14 protein-coding genes are annotated in these 19,688 nt (G+C 52.1%); 12 read left to right on the forward strand and 2 right to left on the reverse strand.

Features of this window, described 5'->3' with window-relative positions:
* Positions 1-55 precede the first annotated feature (55 nt).
* Positions 56-1,291 carry an acyltransferase family protein gene (locus tag AAC019_RS08540; protein ID WP_339898305.1) on the forward strand — a complete coding sequence of 412 codons (1,236 nt, stop codon included), beginning with the start codon at positions 56-58 and terminating at the stop codon, positions 1,289-1,291.
* 43 nt (positions 1,292-1,334) lie between these two features.
* Here AAC019_RS08540 and AAC019_RS08545 read toward each other — a convergent pair whose 3' ends face one another.
* Positions 1,335-2,303, reverse strand: coding sequence for a helix-turn-helix domain-containing protein (locus tag AAC019_RS08545; protein WP_339898307.1), 969 nt, complete (start codon positions 2,301-2,303; stop codon positions 1,335-1,337).
* 103 nt (positions 2,304-2,406) lie between these two features.
* Here AAC019_RS08545 and AAC019_RS08550 point away from each other — a divergent pair, with 103 nt between their 5' ends.
* The 6 genes from AAC019_RS08550 (at position 2,407) to AAC019_RS08575 (ending at position 7,276) form a co-directional block, all read left to right on the forward strand.
* On the forward strand, positions 2,407-2,958 hold the full coding sequence (locus AAC019_RS08550; RefSeq protein ID WP_339898309.1) for a cysteine hydrolase family protein: 552 nt from the start codon (positions 2,407-2,409) through the stop codon (positions 2,956-2,958).
* 317 nt (positions 2,959-3,275) lie between these two features.
* The gene (locus AAC019_RS08555; protein WP_339898311.1) at positions 3,276-3,506 is read left to right on the forward strand and encodes a ChaB family protein; all 231 of its coding nucleotides are present in this window, start codon (positions 3,276-3,278) and stop codon (positions 3,504-3,506) included.
* 1 nt (position 3,507) lies between these two features.
* The gene (locus AAC019_RS08560; RefSeq protein WP_339898313.1) at positions 3,508-4,452 is read left to right on the forward strand and encodes a DMT family transporter; all 945 of its coding nucleotides are present in this window, start codon (positions 3,508-3,510) and stop codon (positions 4,450-4,452) included.
* Between the two features lie 17 nt (positions 4,453-4,469).
* A complete protein-coding gene (locus AAC019_RS08565; RefSeq protein ID WP_339898315.1) occupies positions 4,470-5,558 on the forward strand; it encodes a phosphatase domain-containing protein in 1,089 nt (362 codons plus the stop codon).
* Between the two features lie 197 nt (positions 5,559-5,755).
* Positions 5,756-6,391, forward strand: a complete 636-nt coding sequence (locus AAC019_RS08570; RefSeq protein ID WP_339898317.1) for a hypothetical protein — start codon at positions 5,756-5,758, stop codon at positions 6,389-6,391.
* A gap of 198 nt (positions 6,392-6,589) precedes the next feature.
* Positions 6,590-7,276, forward strand: coding sequence for a DUF3581 family protein (locus tag AAC019_RS08575; RefSeq protein WP_339898319.1), 687 nt, complete (start codon positions 6,590-6,592; stop codon positions 7,274-7,276).
* 342 nt (positions 7,277-7,618) lie between these two features.
* On the opposite strand, the gene AAC019_RS08580 is transcribed toward AAC019_RS08575, so the two are convergent.
* Positions 7,619-9,421: an ABC transporter ATP-binding protein/permease gene (locus AAC019_RS08580; protein ID WP_339898321.1), complete on the reverse strand. Its 1,803-nt coding sequence runs from the start codon at positions 9,419-9,421 to the stop codon at positions 7,619-7,621.
* Positions 9,422-9,743: 322 nt separating this feature from the next.
* On the opposite strand from AAC019_RS08580, the gene AAC019_RS08585 reads away from it, so the two are divergent.
* From AAC019_RS08585 to AAC019_RS08605, 5 genes are all read left to right on the forward strand, one after another.
* Positions 9,744-12,152 (forward strand): class I SAM-dependent DNA methyltransferase, encoded by a 2,409-nt coding sequence (locus AAC019_RS08585; protein WP_339898323.1) that lies wholly within the window; start codon positions 9,744-9,746, stop codon positions 12,150-12,152.
* A gap of 41 nt (positions 12,153-12,193) precedes the next feature.
* Positions 12,194-13,495 (forward strand): restriction endonuclease subunit S, encoded by a 1,302-nt coding sequence (locus AAC019_RS08590; RefSeq protein ID WP_339898325.1) that lies wholly within the window; start codon positions 12,194-12,196, stop codon positions 13,493-13,495.
* A gap of 299 nt (positions 13,496-13,794) precedes the next feature.
* Positions 13,795-14,541 carry a DUF6088 family protein gene (locus AAC019_RS08595; RefSeq protein WP_339898327.1) on the forward strand — a complete coding sequence of 249 codons (747 nt, stop codon included), beginning with the start codon at positions 13,795-13,797 and terminating at the stop codon, positions 14,539-14,541.
* On the forward strand, positions 14,538-15,557 hold the full coding sequence (locus tag AAC019_RS08600; RefSeq protein WP_339898329.1) for a nucleotidyl transferase AbiEii/AbiGii toxin family protein: 1,020 nt from the start codon (positions 14,538-14,540) through the stop codon (positions 15,555-15,557). The genes AAC019_RS08595 and AAC019_RS08600 overlap by 4 nt, the downstream gene beginning before the upstream one ends.
* A gap of 3 nt (positions 15,558-15,560) precedes the next feature.
* A complete protein-coding gene (locus AAC019_RS08605; RefSeq protein ID WP_339898331.1) occupies positions 15,561-19,406 on the forward strand; it encodes a DEAD/DEAH box helicase family protein in 3,846 nt (1,281 codons plus the stop codon).
* The last annotated feature ends 282 nt before the right edge of the window (positions 19,407-19,688 follow it).

Consider the following 19,688-nt stretch of genomic DNA (forward strand, 5'->3'; position numbering starts at 1 on the left):
GGCGCTGAAAGGGCGGCTCTGCAACATACCTACACCTTTACTACGGGCCGCTGCCATGACTACGCCAAACCAAGCGCTTCAACGCTTAGATTACCTTGATGCCGTACGCGCTTTTGCGTTGTTGTTGGGCATCGTTTTTCACGCCAGTTTATCGTTTTTACCGGTGTATATCGGCTGGGCGGTAATGGATGTTTCCACCAGCGCGCTGGTGGGCACGTTTATGCTGATTAGCCACTCGTTTCGTATGGTGCTATTTTTTTTGGTGGCCGGTTTTTTTAGCCATATGACGTTTCATCGCAAAGGCGCTGCGGGCTTTTTACAGTCGCGGTTTATCCGCATTGTTATTCCCTTTGTGGTTGGCTGGTTTTTATTGCGTCCGTTGCTAGTGTCGGGGTGGGTGATGGGCATGCAAAGCTTACGTGGGGAGGTTGCTATTATTGCCTCATTAAAAGAGGGCTTTAACGTGTTTTTCGGCTCTTTAAGCACGGCTTTTACCGGTACGCACCTATGGTTTTTGTACTACTTGTTGTTGGCGACCACCGCTGTTTTGCTAATGCGCCAGCTTATTGCCTGGCACCCGCGCAGATATCAAAAGCTTACCGCACTGGCCGATGCCGTCGTACATTGGTTAGCCCACTCGCGCTTAGCGTTTATCGTTGCCGCTATACCTACGGTCGCTTGCCTGTGGTTTATGGGCCACTGGGGCATGGATACACCCGATAAATCGCTCGTGCCACAATGGCCGGTGCTGTTTATTTACGGCGGTTTTTTTGCGCTAGGCTGGTTGCTGCATCGCCAAGGTAATGTCATCGAGGCTTTTGGCCGTATTAGTGTTGGCAAAGTGTTTCTCGGGGCAGTTGCTATTATCGCCGCCGTGCTCTTAGCGCGGGTTGAGGGGCAGTCTGGTCACCCGCAATACCTGCTTATTAAAGCGCTTTTTTTATTCAGCTACGCGGTAATGATGTGGTCGCTGGTGGCACTAACCATCGGTGCTTTTAAACGTTTGTTTAACCGCCCCAGTAAAACCGTGCGCTACCTTGCCGATTCATCCTACTGGCTGTATTTAATTCATCTGCCTATTGTTATTTGGCTGCAAATTGCGTTTGCCGAAATCCCTTGGCACTGGGGCGTAAAATTGACGCTAATCTCGGGTATTACCATTGCGGTATCTTTGCTGTTGTATGACTTGCTGGTGCGCGCGAGCGTGATTGGGCAAGTGCTGAATGGCGGACGAAAGGCGAGGGTGTTGTTTGCTTGTCGCCGTAAAGCGGCGCTTGCGAGCAATACCTAGCAAAATTAATAGCACTATTTAGCGCCCTTAACGCGTGGGCGTGTCAGTGTGCCTGCGCGCTAAAGCGTTTACGGTATTCTCCGGGCCCCAAGCCGACGATACGGGTAAAGATTTTGCGAAACGAGGCCGGGTCTTTATAGCCTACGTTCCAGGCGATGGTTTCTATCGGGGCGCGGCTTAGCTGCAGGGCGTCTTGCGCTTTACTGACGCGAATATGTTGGCAGTAGTCGGTGCTGGTTAAACCGGTTGCGCGCTGAAACCGCCGTAAAAACGTGCGCTTTTCTAAGCCGGCCTTCGCCGCTAGCACGGCTACTGACGATTCTTTGCCATCAGTGCTCTGTAGCCAGTGTTGCACCGTTAAAATGGCGTTGTCGCCGTGGTTAAGCCTGGGCGAGAAAGGGCGGTAGTAACGCTGCTCGCGCCCGGGTGGGTCAATTAACAGTGTGCGGGCGGTGTCTAGCATAATCCGCGCGCCCATAAAACGCTCAACCAAGCGCAGGCCTAAGTCCGTCCACGACATAGCGCCACCGGCGGTAATCACATCGCCGTCATCCACAATTAAACGCTCAGTGGCCCAGCTTACCTCGGGGTAGAGCGACTCGACCGTTTCTGTGTACATCCAATGGGTGGTGGCAGTGCGCCCGTGCAAAATACCGGTGCGCGCCAATATAAATGCCCCCGCACACACCGAGCAAATAACCGCCCCTTGCTGGTGGCACTGGCTTAGCCAATCCACCATGGGCGTGGGTATGGGTAAATTCACAGGGTTGTTCAGCGTAGGCGGTAAGATAATCGCTGCCGGTGTGCGCGCGGAGTCTGCCATTTCGCCATACACACGCTTGGGCGGCACCTGCTGGTATGGCTGCCAGTGGGTGATTGCCAAGGGCGCTACCGCCGTGTCGGCCTTGATCATCCGGTTGGCTGTTTGCAGTAAATCGGTAATACCCAGCACAGCGGCTTGTTGCGCGCCCGAGTACAGCAGCAAACCAATCTCCAGTGGCTTTTTACTCATGTGTCGCTATTGCCTCGTATATTGTCAGTAATGCCACTTAGCATTGTGACCCTCTCAGGGCACACTGTCCATGACGATTCAGACCAACCAAGCGGAGATAGTTATGAGCAAGCAAGCGTTAATCGTTGTCGACATCCAAAACGAATACTTTCCCGGCGGCAAAATGCTGCTGGAGGGCGTGGAGACCGCCGCCGACAACGCGGCCAAGGTAATGGCGGCGGCCCGCGCCAATGGCGACGTGATAGTGAACATTCACCATCAGGAGCCAGACCCCCAGGCGCCGGTGTTTACCGCCGGCACCGATGGCATTAACTTTCACCCACTCGTGGCGCCTAAGGACGGCGAGAAGGTGATTTTAAAAAACTACCCCAACTCGTTTCTTAAAACCGATTTGCACGAGTACCTGCAAGCGCAGGGCGTAACGGACGTCGTCATCATCGGCGCCATGAGCCATATGTGCATTCAGGCCACTACTCGCGCCGCGTCCGATTTAGGTTACAAGGTTACCGTGGTGCACGACGCTTGCGCCACGCTCGATTTGGAGTTTAACGGGGTGAGCGTACCGGCGGCGCAAGTGCATGCGTCCTCTATGGCGGCTTTGGGGTTTGCGTACGCAAATTGTGTAAGCACCGATGAGATGACGCAAAAACTGTAATAGCCAAGCTCGCGTACGGTTTAAATCTTAGAGGCGGTCTACCGTCAATGTTGATTGTTTAGGGCGGCTTAGGTCTAGGTCGCCCTAATCAAACCGCAGGCTAAAACACAGGGGCGCCGCCGGCAGCCCCAAAGCAAACTCTACACGACCATTGCAGTTCTTACCCAAGTTACTCCCATATTTTGCTATATACCTACCTCCCAGAGCGCACGGTTTTTAGCGGCTGTGTCGCTGGAACATAGTTTGCTGTATTACGCTGGATATTTTATTTCGTTCGCGCCTGCATCACGGCGATACGACTAAAGAGGGAGAACAGTATGCCTTATCAAAGCACCAACCAGTTGCCAGACTCTGTCAAAAACGTGCTTCCTAAACACGGGCAGGAGATCTACCAAGAGGCATTCAATAGCGCGTGGGATACCTATAAAAATCCCGAGGATCGCATAGGCGATGATGATCGAGAATCGGTCGCGCACAAAGTTGCTTGGTCCGCGGTTAAGAGCTCGTACACCAAGTCAGATCAAGGAAACTGGGTGAAAAGACATTAAGATGCGCGAGCGGAGTAACTCGCCCGCAAAGCCTGGCGGTAGTAAGGTAAGCCTTGACCGACGAAAAGGGTTTTTCCTTGCCGGTGTGGGCGTGTTGGCGCTGAGCTTTGACGCGACGTTTTTGCGTTTAGCCGACACCTCAGCTCCAAACGCTGCCTTTTGGCGCGGCATTTTTATCTTTGTCGCCTTGGCGATCTTTGGTATTTGCTCTGGTCGAGTTCACGAATGGCGTACGCTATGGGGTTTTCGAGCAAAGGCCGTACTGGTAAGCTTTTTATACGGCTTTAATATTGCACTGTTTGTATTTTCGGTCACATACACCGCCATTGCTAACACCGTTGTAATTCTGTGTTTTACGCCCTTCTTTGCCGCGCTATTTTCCTGGCTCATGCTGCGCGAAAAAATTGCTCTAAATACTTGGGTTACCATCTTTGTCGCCGTGGCGGGCGTGGTGTTGGTTTTTCTTGGTGATACCGAGAACAGCAGTTTGTTAGGCAACGCGTTAGCCTTGGTGTTGTCGGCTAGTACCGGCTTCGTGTTTACCCTATTACGCACGTTACCTGATTTACCCCGCATCCCCGCCGTTGCTGCTGGTGCGCTTATATCGGCCATTATTATGTTGCCTTTTGCTGCGCCTTTGTTTGTAGCAACCGCGGGCTTGGGCTGGCTGGCGTTAATGGGCTTACTGCAAAAGCCGCTTGCCTCCGTGTTTATGCTTGCGGCTACCCGCTATGTCGCCTCTGCCGAAGTGAGCTTATTTTTGGTGCTAGAGTCTTTATTGGCACCTATGTGGGCCTGGTTGTTCGTTAATGAGGTGATCCCCGAGCTCACCTTTTGGGGCGGCTCGGTGGTTATAGCCGTGGTATTGGCACACAGTATTTGGCAAGTTAAAAAGCAAGCAAAGCAAGATGCGCAAAGCGACAAAGTGACGGGCGCTACACAATAGCGGTTTTAAGGAGACACATGGACTACCGTAATCAAGAATCCACATTGACAGACGACGGCACCCTACCGACGGTGGCAAACCCCGGTAAAAAGTTGCGACTTAAAAAACGCGCCGGATTGCTCAGAGACACAGAAATACAGGCCTACCGTGGGCACGGCACCTCCAGAAGCTTGCAAATAAAAGGGCGGTTGATCGAGACGGCGGGCAAGAAAACCGCGCTCTTTAAGCGCAACAAAAAGTTATACAATTTTTTTACCACGATACGTAGCTTGCGCTCTAACGAGATTCCGGGCGCCGAGCTAGAGGCGCAGTTTCGTGGTAAAACCCACCGGTTTTACACCGATAACGAAGGTTTCTTTTTGCTCAACCTGTGGTGTGATGATGAGCCATTGGAGCCTGGCTGGCACAAAGTGACCTTGCAGCTAAAGGATTCAATCGCAGGCAACCGTGCCACAGCGATTGTGCACTCGTATGTGCCGCCGGCGGACTCTGAATTTGCCGTTATCAGCGATATTGACGACACGGTACTGAACAGCAGCGCTTTTAATAAAATACAGCAAGTCAAGTTAACCTTATTTAAAGATGCCGCCAGCCGCACAGCGGTAGACGAAGTCGTGCCGCTTTACCAACGGCTGGTAAAAGGCGCCAGCGGCAACGCCAACAACCCCATGTTTTATCTCTCGCGCAGCGGCTGGAACCTAAATAATTTGCTAGAGGAGTTTTTAGACCTCAACGACCTGCCCCCGGGCCCAATGTTTTTGCGCGATCTGGCCTGGCGCGAGGCTAAATCAATTGCGCTGGGCAGCAATAACCACAAAATCGACTACATCCGCTCGTTAATGAATACCTACCCGCACCTGTCGTTTGTACTAATAGGCGACAGCGGCCAGCACGACCCCGAAACCTTCTGGCAAATCGCTATGGAAAACCCCGGCCGCATCAAAGCGGTTTACCTACACGACCTAGAGCGACAGTCGCGAAGCGAAACTGTCGCCGCTATTTGTAGCGACTTGCACGCCAGAGGCGTCCCCGTCGTTCACAGCACTAAAGTGACCGGTTACGCGGAACATATGGAAAAACTGGGGTTAATAAAGCCGGCGGGATGAGGCGCCTTATAGGCGATACAGCCTTGTTAATCTGTATGCCGCAGCCAAAGCCGCATTCAAGTGTAATGTCACTCATCGATAGGTTTCTGCTCTATTGTTAAACTTTGTTACCATGCTGGCTTAAATAAAACCCTATCATTTCGATAGGGATAAACTCGTGATTGTGTTGGTCGCGACCGTAATCAGGATGATTTTGAATGAATAATTACTCAGTTGTATTAATTGGCTTTTGTTTTGTGCTTAGCGCTTGCGGTGGAGACTCCGGCGGTGGTCATATTCCTGAGTGTGGCGACCCTCCGCCTCCGCGAGAATACGCCATCGTTGATTATCAAATATCCTCGCGTGTCCATACCGAACCTGTTGAGCGAGCAACCTCTAATTATGGTGAACCGACACCCGATGCGCCCGTAACCTGGGATTATCTCAGTATCGTGCTTGAGTCCGACAGCACCTATTACGAGGTAAAAGCGGCGCCCACCCACTGGAGTCTATTCCCCACAGCGGCCGCTTGTAGTTTTGCCGGGCCGCAACCTTCACAAACGATAACGCGCGTGTCGGTCGTCAGCGATAATGCCTACAACGATGATTACCCGGCCGGGTCAGAACTCGCCGGCATCGCATCGATATACGCCTATTACTATATTGATGGTGTTGAGTTGCTCAGTGATTTTGCATCAACAGACGCTCCCGCGCGTGAGAGTATCCAGTTTTTCTTTACCGAGGCGCCGCAATACGCAAATCAAAGCTTTACCGTTACCGTTGAGCTGGACGATGGCAGTATTTTTGTTAAAAGCACCACCGACCTGATTCTGGAAGGCCTGCCAACGCCTTAGCGGCAAGCGTGAGGTGCCCACGCCTTGCCCCGCCTCAGATAGCCGGTTGCGCCGATGTACGGAACAAGGATGGGGGTAAAATCACGCACTGCTAGTGCGCTCCCATCGCCAGCGCTGGGCTTTTAGGGGCAGGTTTGTAAAATCACCCTCGAAAGCGTAATATTCCCAGCCTTTTATCGTCCACCAGACCCTTCGAACATGCTCAATCACTTTTTTCAACAGAACAATAACAGCCTATCTTTTACCCGCGAGCAAGCGAGCCAGTTTGCAAAGGAAGTGGCCGGGGATTACAACCCTCTACACAACGTTGATGCAAAGCGGTTTTGTGTGCCGGGCGACTTATTGTTTGCCGTGGTGCTGTTAAAGTACGGTATATCGCAGAATATGCAGTTTTCATTCGATGCGATGATTACAGAAAAGTCGGTAATCACCTTGCCGGAACCGTCAGAAACTTTGGCATTTTCGGATGAAAAAAAATCCTATGTCACCGTGAACCGCTCGGGCGACAACAACACCGACCCCACCTGCGTAGAAAGTATCATCAAGCAATATGTGGCTTTTTCGGGCGAAGCCTTCCCGCATATTTTAGTACCCGCCATGTCGGCCCAAAAGGTGATGATTAACCCCAAGCGCCCCATGGTGATGTACCAGAGCATGTCGGTTCATTTTGACCGCACTGATATTCAAAACCCCGTACTAGAACCCCTTGCACCCATCTTCACCTGCGAGGGCAAGCGCGGCAGGCTTACCTTGCCATTTAACTGGAAAGACGGCGATGAGCTTGTCGGGAAGGGTGAAAAGATCATGCTCGTCTCCGGTATTGTCGACTACGACAAACCCGCCATGGACGAGCTTATTGAGCGGTACAATCAGAGTCTCGCGTAGGTTAATGTAGTGGCATCATAGGGAGTGCTGATCTTACTGGATAGCCTGGCCCAAAAAGGGACGCGGCGGCCAACGACGCATAATGACTCACGGGTTAATTATTGTCCTCTGAGCCGAATATTTTCCCTAATCGGCTCATAGTTTGATTCGATTAGATCGTGTATTCGGCCCAGGCTCATCTGGCAGCGGGGCAGTTGGCCCCACTTCGAGTGGGGTAAAACGGTACCAAAGCCACACATCGGAGCTGCGTGCTCGTTACAGAGGCGGCCTCGCCTATCGGCGGATTTTTAGCGGTCACCCAAGGGCTTCTAGCTAAGCGTATTAAGTTAGCGACAGCTGGGCCTAATTGGGCTCTGGCTGCTGCACCGCCCATAGTTGTGCATAGCGGCCACCGCGCTGCAGCAGTAGTTGGTGGCTGCCCTGTTCCACCAGTTGGCCGTTATCCAGTACCAGAATTTGATCGGCGTCCACCACAGTGGAAAGGCGGTGGGCAATCACCAGGCTGGTGTGGCCACTGGACACCTCTCGCATGGCCGTCAATATTGCCGCCTCGGCATGGGAGTCCAGCGCCGAGGTGGCCTCGTCAAACACCAAAATAGGCGCGCCCTTAAGTAGCACCCGGGCAATGGCAATGCGCTGTTTCTCGCCGCCTGAGACTTTCAAACCCCGCTCGCCCACCAGAGTATTGTCACCGTCGGGTAGGGCGGCGATAAACCCATCCAGATGAGCCATGCTAATGGCCCGGTCGATGGCCTCGTCCGACGCCTCGGGGTTGCCGTAGGCAATGTTGGCGCGAATGCTGGTATTAAACAGCACTGTGTCCTGCGGCACGACGGCGATGGCCTGGCGCAGCGAATCCAAAGTTACCTCGCGAATGTCCTGCCCATCAATGGCGATGGAGCCGGCACTTACATCGTAAAAACGATACAGCAACCGGGCGATGGTGCTTTTCCCCGCGCCCGAGGCGCCCACAATGGCCAGCCTCTGCCCCGGTGCCACGCGAAACGACAAGTCCGTAAAGGTGGTTCGCTCGGGCCGATAGCCAAACGCGACATTCTTAAACTCAACTTCACCGGCGGTTACCTGCAGGGGCTTGGCGTCGGGCGCATCCACAATGCGCGGCGCACGTTTTAAAAGCCCCAGCATATTTTCCAAATCGGTCAGCGCCCGGCGCATCTCCCGGTAAACAAACCCCAGAAAGTTCAGTGGAATAAACAGCTGAATCATATAGGCGTTCACCATAGCCAAATCACCCAGCGTCATCTCCTCGGTAATGACCGACTGGGCCGCCATAATCATCATGCCGGTAATGGCGGCGGCGATAATCAGCGCCTGGCCCGAGTTCAGCGCCAGCAGCGACATGCGGTTTTTTAGCTTGGCCTGTTCCCACTCGGCCAAAAACTGGTCGTACGTCTGCGCTTCAAAGTCTTCGTTGTTAAAGTATTTAACCGTCTCGTAATTCAGCAGGCTATCCACGGCCCGGGTATTGGTAGACGAGTCCGCCCGGTTGGCCTCGCGCACAAACCGGGTACGCCACTCGGTGGTAAACACCGTAAAGCCAATATACACCGCCACCGCCGCCAGAATAATCAGTGCGTACCAAGCGGAAAAGGCAAAAGTAAAAATCGCCGCCACCATAAAAATTTCAAACAAGGTGGGGACGATATTGAACATCAAAAAGCGCATCAAAAAGCTGATGGCACTGGTGCCGCGCTCTATATCCCGGCTAATGCCCCCAGTCTGGCGGCTTAGGTGAAAATCCAGCTCCAGCTGATGCAAATGCCGAAACACCCGCAGCCCAATCCGGCGCATCGCCCGCTCGGTCACCCGGCTAAAAATCGCATCGCGCAGCTCCCCGAAAAACACCCCGCCAAAACGCAAAAACCCGTAAAACAGCAAAAAGGCCAAGGGCAATGCCAGCTCCGGCTGCAGGCTTCGGTCCACCCCATCCACAATATGTTTCAGCGCCCAGGGCATTGCCAGGGTGGCCCCTTTGGCCGCCAACAGCGCCGCAATGGCAAGCAAAACCCGCCATTTGTAATCCCACAGATAAGGCCAGATATAACCCCACACCTGCCGCAGGTTCAACCGGGGCACTGAAGGGTCGGGCGCCGAAGGGGGCAATTTATGGGACATACCGCGCATGGGTTACTTCCAATTTGGGAATTTGGGGGACAGTTTACGCGAGTGTAGGGGTGGTGTTGGGGTTCAAGTACGTTGGCACGGGGCAAGAGCGTCGCAGCACTCCTCAGACAGTACCTTTAATAACTGGTATATTATGTGCCAAACGGCTAAACACAGCGCCCTGGGCGCAATACAAAAACAACTATGGTTGAGTAACGGAAGCGGGCCGCGTTTGGGTATGGATGCCATTACCCGTCAAAACCCTCGCTCGGCCCTTACTCAAGCAATACACAGTTCCCCGCGCCTGCCTGCACCGGGTAGGGCGGTCATGCTTGGATAAAAAATGAACGATACAAATTTCTCTGCCACCGCCGCCTTTATCTGGTCCGTTGCCGACCTGCTGCGCGGTGATTTTAAGCAATCCCAATACGGTCGGGTGATTCTGCCCTTTACCCTGCTGCGCCGGCTGGAGTGTGTGCTAGAGCCTAGCAAAGCGGCGGTACTGAGTGAGGCCGAGCGCATTGCCCCGATGAACCTGCCCGAGGAGGCGCAAGAGAAGTTCCTGCTGCGCGCCACCTTCCACCCGGCAAGCAATGACGAGAACCTGGCCTTTTACAACACCTCGCCCATGGACTTGGGCAAAATGGGCCAAAGCGATATTAAGGCCAACCTGGAAACCTATGTGCCGTCGTTCTCCAAAGACGCGCGCGAGATTTTCGAGCACTTTAAATTCAGCGAGTTTGTCGGCCTGCTGGACGAGGCCAACCTGCTGTACAAAGTGGTTAAAAAGTTTGCCACTACCGACCTAAGCCCGCAAAAAATCTCCAACCACGAAATGGGGCTGGTGTTTGAAGAGCTGATCCGCCGCTTTGCAGAAAGCTCCAACGAAACCGCCGGTGAGCACTTTACCCCGCGCGACATTGTGCGTTTAACCACCTCACTGGTGTTTATGGAAGACGACGATGCCCTCACCAAGCCCGGCATTATCCGCACCATTTACGATCCTACGGCCGGTACCGGCGGCTTTTTATCCTCGGGTATGGATTACGTCACCGAGCTAAATCCCCAGGCTGTGATGCGCGCCTTTGGGCAAGAGCTTAACCCCGAGTCCTACGCCATCTGTAAAGCCGATATGCTGATTAAGGGGCAGGATGTCAGCCGCGTTAAGCTGGGTAACACACTGTCTAACGACCAGCTGCCCAGCGAGCAGTTTGACTATATGCTCTCTAACCCGCCCTTTGGTGTGGACTGGAAAAAGATCGAAGGCGACATTAAAGACGAGCACACCCTAAAAGGCTTCGACGGCCGCTTTGGCCCGGGCCTGCCCAGGGTATCCGATGGCTCGCTACTGTTTTTGATGCACCTGCTGAGTAAGCTCCGCGATGGCAGTGATGACGTGCATGGACGCACTAATGTCGCGGGAGGCAGGACGCCGGGAGCGACCGGGGGTCGCATCGGTATTATCCTTAACGGCTCACCGCTGTTTACCGGTGGCGCAGGCAGTGGCGAGAGCGAAATCCGCCGCTATATCCTCGAGGCCGACCTGCTAGAAGCCATTGTCGCCCTGCCCAACGATATGTTCTACAACACCGGCATTGCCACCTATGTGTGGGTGCTTAGCAACAAGAAAACCGCCGAGCGCAAAGGTAAAGTACAGCTCATCAACGCCGCCGACCTTAGCAGTAAAATGCGCAAATCGCTGGGCTCTAAGCGTAACTACCTAACCGATGACGATATTAAAACCATTACTCAATGCTTTGGTGATTTTGAGGCCGTCGAGCCTATCGCGCTAGATAAACCCGCCGAGCAAAAGTCCAACCGCGGCCGCCAGGCGGCGAACCCCAAGGCCGAGGCCCCTAAAACCTTTGCCAGTAAAATCTTCCACAGCCACCAGTTCGGCTACCGCCGCCTCACCATCGAGCGGCCCTTGCGCCTGTCTGCCCAATTTACCGATGCGGCAATAGAATCCCTACGCTTCGCCCCCAAGCCCTATAACGCCGCCATGCAGGCCGTTTACCAGCGTTTTGCTAACGAGTGGGCGGGTGACGGCTCTGGTGGGGATAAGTACGGCGATTTATCCGGCGTAGAAGTAGAAGTTCGGGCCCTGGTTAAAGCCGAATTCCCCGAGCTAAAAGAAAAGCAAATTAAAGAGCTGCTGGGCCGTAAACTTTGGCTGGCGCAACAGCAACTGCTACACAAAGCCCAGGCCCTGCAAAGCATTATTGGCACGGCGCAAAGTGACGACTTTAATACCTTTGAAGACAGCCTAAAAGCCGCCCTAAAACAAGCGGACGTAAAGCTGGACACCAAAGAGAAAAAACAACTGCTGGACGCCATTACCTGTAAGAACCCAGACGCAGAGCCCGTCATTAAAAAAGAGCTTAAAAAAGCGCATAAAACACCGGCCTCGCCGCTCTATGGCCTGTTTGACTACCAAGGCAAGGTGGTGGAGTTTCAGCCCGACGGCGATCTGCGTGATAACGAAAATGTACCGCTCGATCCATCGGTTGCAACCAGCGAACTTATCGAAAGCTACTTCACCCGCGAAGTGCAACCCCACGTACTTGATGCCTGGATTAATGCGGATAAGCGCGATGACAAAGACGGCGAGATTGGTATTGTCGGTTACGAAATTCCGTTTAACCGGCATTTTTATGTCTACCAGCCGCCCAGGCCGCTGGAGGAGATTGATGCGGATTTGGATAAGGTGAGTGCTGAAATTATGCAGCTTTTAGGTGAGGTTCATTCGTGATGGGGAGGTATCAGGCTTATCCGAAGTACAAAGACTCTGGGATGGAGTGGTTCGGTTTAGTTCCGTGTAACTGGCAATCTTCTAGGTTGAAGTTTGAAGCAGAAATAAATATGGGGCAATCACCCAGCTCTGATGACTGCAATCAAGACGGGGTAGGTTTGCCATTCCTGCAGGGGAATGCTGAGTTTGGAGATAAAACACCCTCACCTAAACAATATTGTGATGTGCCAAGAAAAATTGCTAATAAAGGTGACCATCTTTTTTCGGTGCGAGCTCCGGTAGGAGCATTGAATATAGCGGATCAAAGCTATGGGATTGGTCGAGGCTTATGTGCCATTACTAGTAATGTAACCCTAAATTCTAAATTCCTTTGGTGGCTTATTCCTGTAGTTAAAACTGAGCTAGATGCCGTTTCGACGGGAAGTACCTTCGAAGCGGTAAGTGCTGAGCAGGTTGAGAATGTTGTCGTATATATACCTTCAATAAGCGAACAAACTCAAATCGCCAATTTCCTCGACCGTGAAACCGCCAAAATCGATGCGCTGATTGAAAAGCAGCAGCGGTTAATCGCGCTGCTAAAAGAAAAACGCCAAGCCGTTATCAGCCACGCCGTCACCAAAGGTCTTTCTTGTAATGGAGAGTCGGATGTCCCCATGAAAGACTCAGGCGTAGAGTGGCTGGGCGAAGTGCCTGCGCATTGGGAGGTTAAAAAGCTTAAATATTTTTGTCAGAACATAATTGCAGGGCCTTTTGGGTCAAGTATTACGAAGGATATGTATTGCGCCCAGGGTTATAAGGTTTATGGGCAAGAGCAAGTTATACCGAACGACTTTTTAAAGGGCGACTATTATATTTCTGCAAAAAGTTTTTCTGATTTAATGCGTTACCGGGTTGAAGCAGGGGATCTTCTTATCAGTTGTGTTGGTACGTTCGGGAAAATCGCAGTGTTTCCTGAGAATGCTGAAAAGGGGATTATTAATCCACGATTAATCAAAGCGAAACTTCTACGTGGATATTTTCCACTTTATATTCGAGAGTTCTTGAAAAGTGACACCACGTTTAAGCAGTTTGAGCTGTTATCCCGAGGTGGAACTATGGGTGTTATTAACATTGGGATTTTGAATGAGATAGACGTTGCTGCGCCACCCTATGATGAGCAAATAAAAATCTACGACCGTATAGCGTCTGTTAAAGATAGATATAGCGCATTGATAGGCAAGGCTGTAACCCAAATAGAGCTGCTCCAGGAACGCCGAACCGCCCTAATCTCAGCCGCCGTCACCGGCAAAATCGACGTAAGAGATCACGCCCCAGCAGCAGACGATCTGCCGTTAGAGGCGTAGCCGCCGGTAAAAACCACCCACTAGCTAGCAACACCAGGCCAGCAACACAAACAAAACAAAGAGCCCAAGAACGAACAAAACAAAAGGCGCAAGACGTGACAAGAGAAGGGGTTTTTCAGGATGATGTTGTTCGCCAAATGGTGGCCGGTGGCTGAACATTGGGTTGATGTTTAAACACTGGGTGGCTTGCGCCGGTCGTTTGTAGGGTGGTGGCTAGCGCTTGCCGAGACCGCTAGCCAGCTGCTATTCTGTCCGAAATAAGGGGTATTTTTTCGGACAGGTTTTACAGGTCGATACTATTGAAAACCATTGAAAATCAAATAGTTAGCCGTATTTATGGCAGTGGTAGGGGGTGGGCATTTTCTCAGAAAGATTTTGCCGCCCTTGGCGACCCTGCCAGTATTGACCGGACATTGAGCCGTATGGCGCAAAAAGGCACCATACGCCGGGTAATGCGCGGCCTGTACGATTACCCGGCCTACAGCAAGTTATTAGACAAACCCCTAAGCCCGGATATTGATCAGGTGGCCCATGCCCTAGGGCGTAAGTTTGGCTGGCAAATTCAGGTGTCGGGCAATGCCGCGCTGAACCTTGTGGGGTTGTCCACCCAAGTGCCTACCCAGTACCTGTATTTAAGCGATGGGCCGAGTAAAACCTATCAGGTGGGGCAGGTGGCTATTGTCTTTAAAAAAACCCGCTTTACTCAGCTGGGGTTAAAATATCCGCACAATGAAATTTTAGTGCAGGCCATTCACGCACTGGGGGATAAGCGTTTAAGCGAACAGCAATGCGCGACTCTGCGCCGCTTTTTATTGGCCAGCCATCACAAAAACAAGGGCCCCGTCTCTAAAAACAGCGCCACAAACAACGCCATAGATAGCGTTATAGACAGTGACCAAGCATTACCCGACGCCCTGGTGCAGCGAACCTTAAAAGACACGCAATATGTCACCGCCTGGATTACCCGCCGCATTCGCCAACTGTTATTGGAAAATGCGCCCTCAGCAACCAAGGCCCAGAATACTCGCTCGCAGGTGAGCGAATGAAAGCCGTTGCCCAATTAGCCGAGCGAGAGCGCCGAGAGCTGTTTAATGAAACCGCCAGCGCCATGAATATAACCGGCGCGGCGGCCGAAAAAGACTTTTGGCTTTGCTGGGTGCTGCTGCATCTATTTGAAGATGACGATTTAAGCCGGTGGCTGCGCTTTAAAGGCGGTACCAGTTTATCGAAGTGTTATGGCGCTATAGAGCGCTTCTCGGAAGATATTGATTTAATCTTGGACTGGAACCAGCTCACCCAACAAGATCCAGCGAATACCGAGCGCAGTAAAAACCAACAGCAAAAACTGAATGTCCAGGTCAACGAGCAAGCGCAAGGCTTTATTGCCGAAACACTATTGCCAAGGCTAGTTGGGTTGATGGGCGATATTTGTACATTAACCATCGACGAACACGACCCGCACACCATCAATATCACTTACCCTAAAGCCTTTGACTCAGAGTATTTAAGGCCCCAAGTGCGCTTAGAAATTGGCCCGCTGGCAGCCATGTTACCGATGGAGCCATGCACGGTTAAGCCCTACGCAGCCGAGCAGTTTCCCCGTGTGTTTAAACGGCCTGAAGTTGTCGTGCCGACCATTTCGGCGGCGCGTACCTTTTGGGAAAAGCTCACCATACTGCACGCCGAAGCCCACCGGCCCGCCGATAAACCCTTGCCCAGCCGTTATGCGCGGCATTATTACGATGTGTATAAAATGGTAGCCAAGGGCCTGCACACCGACGCGTTGGCGAAAGTAGGGTTATTGCACGATGTGGTGGCCTTTAAACAGCGCTTTTACCCCAGCGGCTGGGCAAGGTACGATTTGGCAACACTCGCAGCTTTACGCCTTTTGCCTGCCCCCGCGCATAAGCAGGCCTTGGCCGATGATTACCAGCAAATGCACGAGATGTTATTTGGGGAAAAGCCAGGTTTTACCGATATTTTGCACACGTTAGAGGCCTTGCAGGCAGATATTCATGCGCTCGGCGCGACAACGGCACAACCAAACCAAAAGGACAGTTAAGCCATGGCGGTCACCAACGAAGTAGTCTTCCAAAACGATATGATTCGCCAGATGGTGGCCGGTGGCTGGGTGGAGGGCACCGGAGCGGATTATAACGCCGAGCGCGCCTTGTATGAGCAAGATGCTTTGGCTTTTGTGAAAAGCAGCCAGCCCGAGGAGTGGGAGAAGTTTTGCAAAGTCTTCCCGCAAGATAGTGAGCGCCATTTTCTCGACCACTTGGTGGCGCAGCTGGCCAAGGCCGATATTAACGCCACTGACCGCGCCTCGCGCACTTTTGGCACCTTGGGTGTGCTGCGCCACGGTTTAAAAATCCGCAATGCCCGCTTTAAGTTGTGCCAGTTTAAGCCCGAGCACGATCTAAACCCCGAGACCCTGGCTCGCTACCAGCAGAATATCTGCCGCGTGGTGCCCGAGCTGGTGTATAGCCCCTATGCCACCGCTGAATATTTAGCGAAGACGGGTACACAGGCAACAGCCTTGAGCGATAAGAAGACAAAGCGCTGGCGCATCGATTTGGTGTTGTTTATTAACGGCCTACCGATAGCCACGCTGGAGCTAAAGTCCGAGTTTAAGCAGGCGGTAGAGCGGGCGATAAACCAATACAAAGCCACTCGCCTACCCAAAGACCCCGCCACCAAAAAGCCCGAGCCTTTACTCAGCTTTAAACGCGGCGCGCTGGTGCACTTTGCCGTGAGCCAGTACGAAGTGTATATGGCTACCAAGCTGGAAGGGGCGGACACCTTCTTTTTGCCCTTTAACAAAGGCACCAAAGACGGTGGCGCCGGTAACGAGGTGCCCGATAACCCCGAACAGTACGCCACCGACTATTTGTGGAACGAGGTATTAACACCCGATAACCTGCTCAACATTATCGGCCGCTTTATCCACCTGCAAATTGAAGAAAAAGAGGACTGGGAAGGGCGCAAGTACAAAAAAGAAACGCTGATATTCCCCCGCTACCACCAGTGGGATGTGGTGAACAAGCTGATTAACGCTGCGGAGACTGAAGGCGCGGGGCAAAAGTATCTGATTCAGCACAGTGCGGGCTCGGGTAAATCCAACTCCATCGCCTGGACGGCGCATCAGTTGTCGACCCTGTATGACAACGCCGGCAACAAGCAGTTTGACTCGGTGATTGTGGTCACCGATCGCACAGTGCTGGACGATCAGCTGCAAGACACCATCTACCAGTTTGAGCACGCCGATGGTGTGGTGGGGCGTATTAACCGCAAAGAAGGCGACGGCAGCAAATCCGATAAGTTGGCGGGTGCACTGGAAACCTCGCAGCCGATTATTATTGTCACCATCCAGACATTCCCCCATGTACTGGATGCTATTGAAAAGTCCGCGTCGCTGAAAGAGCGCCGCTACGCGATCATTGCCGACGAGGCCCACTCCTCGCAAAGTGGCTCCACCGCCCGCAAGCTCAAAGAAGTGCTAATGACCGAGCAGGTGGACGATGATGTGGAATTGTCATCTGAGGATATTCTGGACGCCTCCATCGCCGCGCGCCGCAACAGTGAGAACCTCAGCTACTACGCCTTTACCGCCACGCCCAAGTCCAAAACCCTAGAGCTGTTTGGTCGGGTGCCCAACCCAGAGCTGCCCGCCTCTAAAACCAATAAGCCCGAGGCCTACCATGTGTACTCCATGCGCCAGGCCATTGAAGAGGGGTTTATTCTGGATGTGCTGAAAAACTACACCAATTACCAGGTGGTGTATCAGCTAAAGCAAAAGCTGGAGGCCGAAGACAAAGAGGTAGACGCCGGCAAAGCCAAGGTAAAGCTTAACCACTGGGTACGCCTGCACGACCACAACATCTCGCAAAAGGTGAAAGTGATTGTCGAGCACTTTAAAAAGAACGTCATGGGCTTGCTGGGCGGCCAAGCCAAAGCCATGGTAGTCACCAGCTCGCGTAAAGAGGCGGTGCGCTACAAGATGGCTTTTGACAAATACATCGCCGATTGCTTAAAAGAGGATCGTGGCTACGCCAACATACAGGCCATGGTGGCCTTCTCGGGCGAGGTCCAGTTCTACCCCAACGACCCGGATAGCACCGCGCTACTGGGCGAAAAGTTCACTGAAACCAATATGAACCCGGGCCTAAAGGGCCGGGAGATGCGCAAAGCTTTTGACAGCGACGACTACCAGGTAATGATCGTCGCCAACAAATTCCAAACCGGCTTTGACCAACCCAAGCTGTGCGCCATGTACGTGGACAAAAAGCTGGGCGGGGTAGAGTGCGTGCAAACCCTATCGCGCCTTAACCGGGTACACCCGGGTAAGAAAGAGTGCGGCACCTTCGTACTGGACTTTTTTAACGACCCGCAAGATATTCTGGATGCGTTCCAGCCCTACTACCAAACCGCCGAGCTGGAAGACGTTAGCAACCCGGACCATATCTTTGATTTGCAGGAAAAGCTCAACAGCGCCGGCATTTACCAGCGCTACGAGGTAGACCAGTACGCCGAGTTCTTTTTTACCAAAAGCAAATCCAACGCCGCCATCAGCAATATCTGCAAGCCCGCCGTAGAGCGCTGGCAAAAGCGCTACAGCTCGGCGGTAGAGGCGTACAAGCAAGCCAAAGAGATGTTCGAACGCACCAAAACAACTGGTGACGCCGTGCTGATAGCCAACGCCGAGAACAGCTTTAAAGAGTGCAAGGTAGAAAAAGACAATCTGGAGATCTTCAAAAAAGACCTAGGCAGCTTTGTACGCTTTTACGAGTTTATGAGCCAAATCGTCGACTACGACGATAAAGACCTGGAAAAACTCAGCCTATTCGCCCGCGCCCTGCGCCCCATGCTGCGCGAGACAATCATCAAAGATGACGAGCTAGACCTAAGCGGCGTGGTGATGAGCCACTACCGCCTAGCCAAAATCCGCCAGCAAGACATCAAACTACGCGAAGAGCAGGGCGAATACCGACTTGAGCCCGGCAACGAAACCGGCACTGGCAAGGGCAAAGACACAAAAGAAGAGTTCTTGTCGCTGATTATCGACAAGCTTAATGAGGTTTTCAATACGGAAGATATTACGGACGGTGATATGGTGAATTATGCCTATACCATTACCGGGAAAATTGGTGAAAACTCAGATGTAATGCATCAGTTGCGAAATAATACCCGCGCACAGGCTATGCTTGGAGACTTTCCACGTGCTCTAGACGACGCGGTCATGGCTAGCGGCGAAGCGCACAAAGTGCAGATGATGCAGTTACTTTCCGACCCTAGTAAGGCTCAAAAATTTGCAGATATTATTTTTGACTTGTTACAGGTTAATGATAGAAATGGATTAACCAGCCAGGCCGCGAGATTTCTTCCACAGGAATATGAGCGCGAGAGTAATCCCTTTTTAGTGAAATATCCTAAGGAGGCCTACGGATCAAAGATGCATGTTGGTCACATGACAGTGATCATCGAGGGGGATTTCGCGACTACACCAGCTTCTATGGCGACAGAGCTGGGCGATGTGATGTTAGGGCAGATGAATGAAGTTTACGAATTTGATTCGGCGCTTGAGTTACGCGTTTACCAGATTCGTGAAGGTTCGATAGTTGTTAGTTATGAGGTAATATATTCAGCGATTGCTAGTTGTGGCCTTACCGCTAGCTTAATTGGCTTTAAAAAGCTATGCGAAATTTTGCATTGGTACGTAAAAAAGCTAAATTCTCTATCGGGTATGGCATTAACATCATTAGACCAAAAATTAATTAAGTATAAAAATTGGCGTATAGATAGTGCTAAATTGAGGGTTTGGTCTGATGACGAGTATAAGAAGCATGTGGAAGAAGTTAACAATCGCCAGCCGCATGCTGAAATCTCGCGTATTGAAGAGAAAAAATATTAGTGACATAAAGTGTGCAGGCTTGAAAGATTGGGAGGTTCAGGCCTTGGAATTCCGAAGACAACTTACTTAATTCTGAGAGTTCAGGGGACAGTTTACTGAATTCAATTTAACGCGCGTGTCCAATCTTTACCGTGTAATTTTCTTGGCGTCGATTGGTTAATGGTGCGCTTCTAGTAACTATTAGTAGTTACTAGAAAGGCTCGATTCCCCAACGCCCGATCTGGAAAACGGATCGCGTGAATTCCGGGGACAGTTTACGCAATTCTAAAAGTGGCTAGGTAA

The organism is uncultured Gilvimarinus sp., assembly GCF_963975215.1.
Taxonomy (GTDB): Bacteria; Pseudomonadota; Gammaproteobacteria; order Pseudomonadales; family Cellvibrionaceae; genus Gilvimarinus.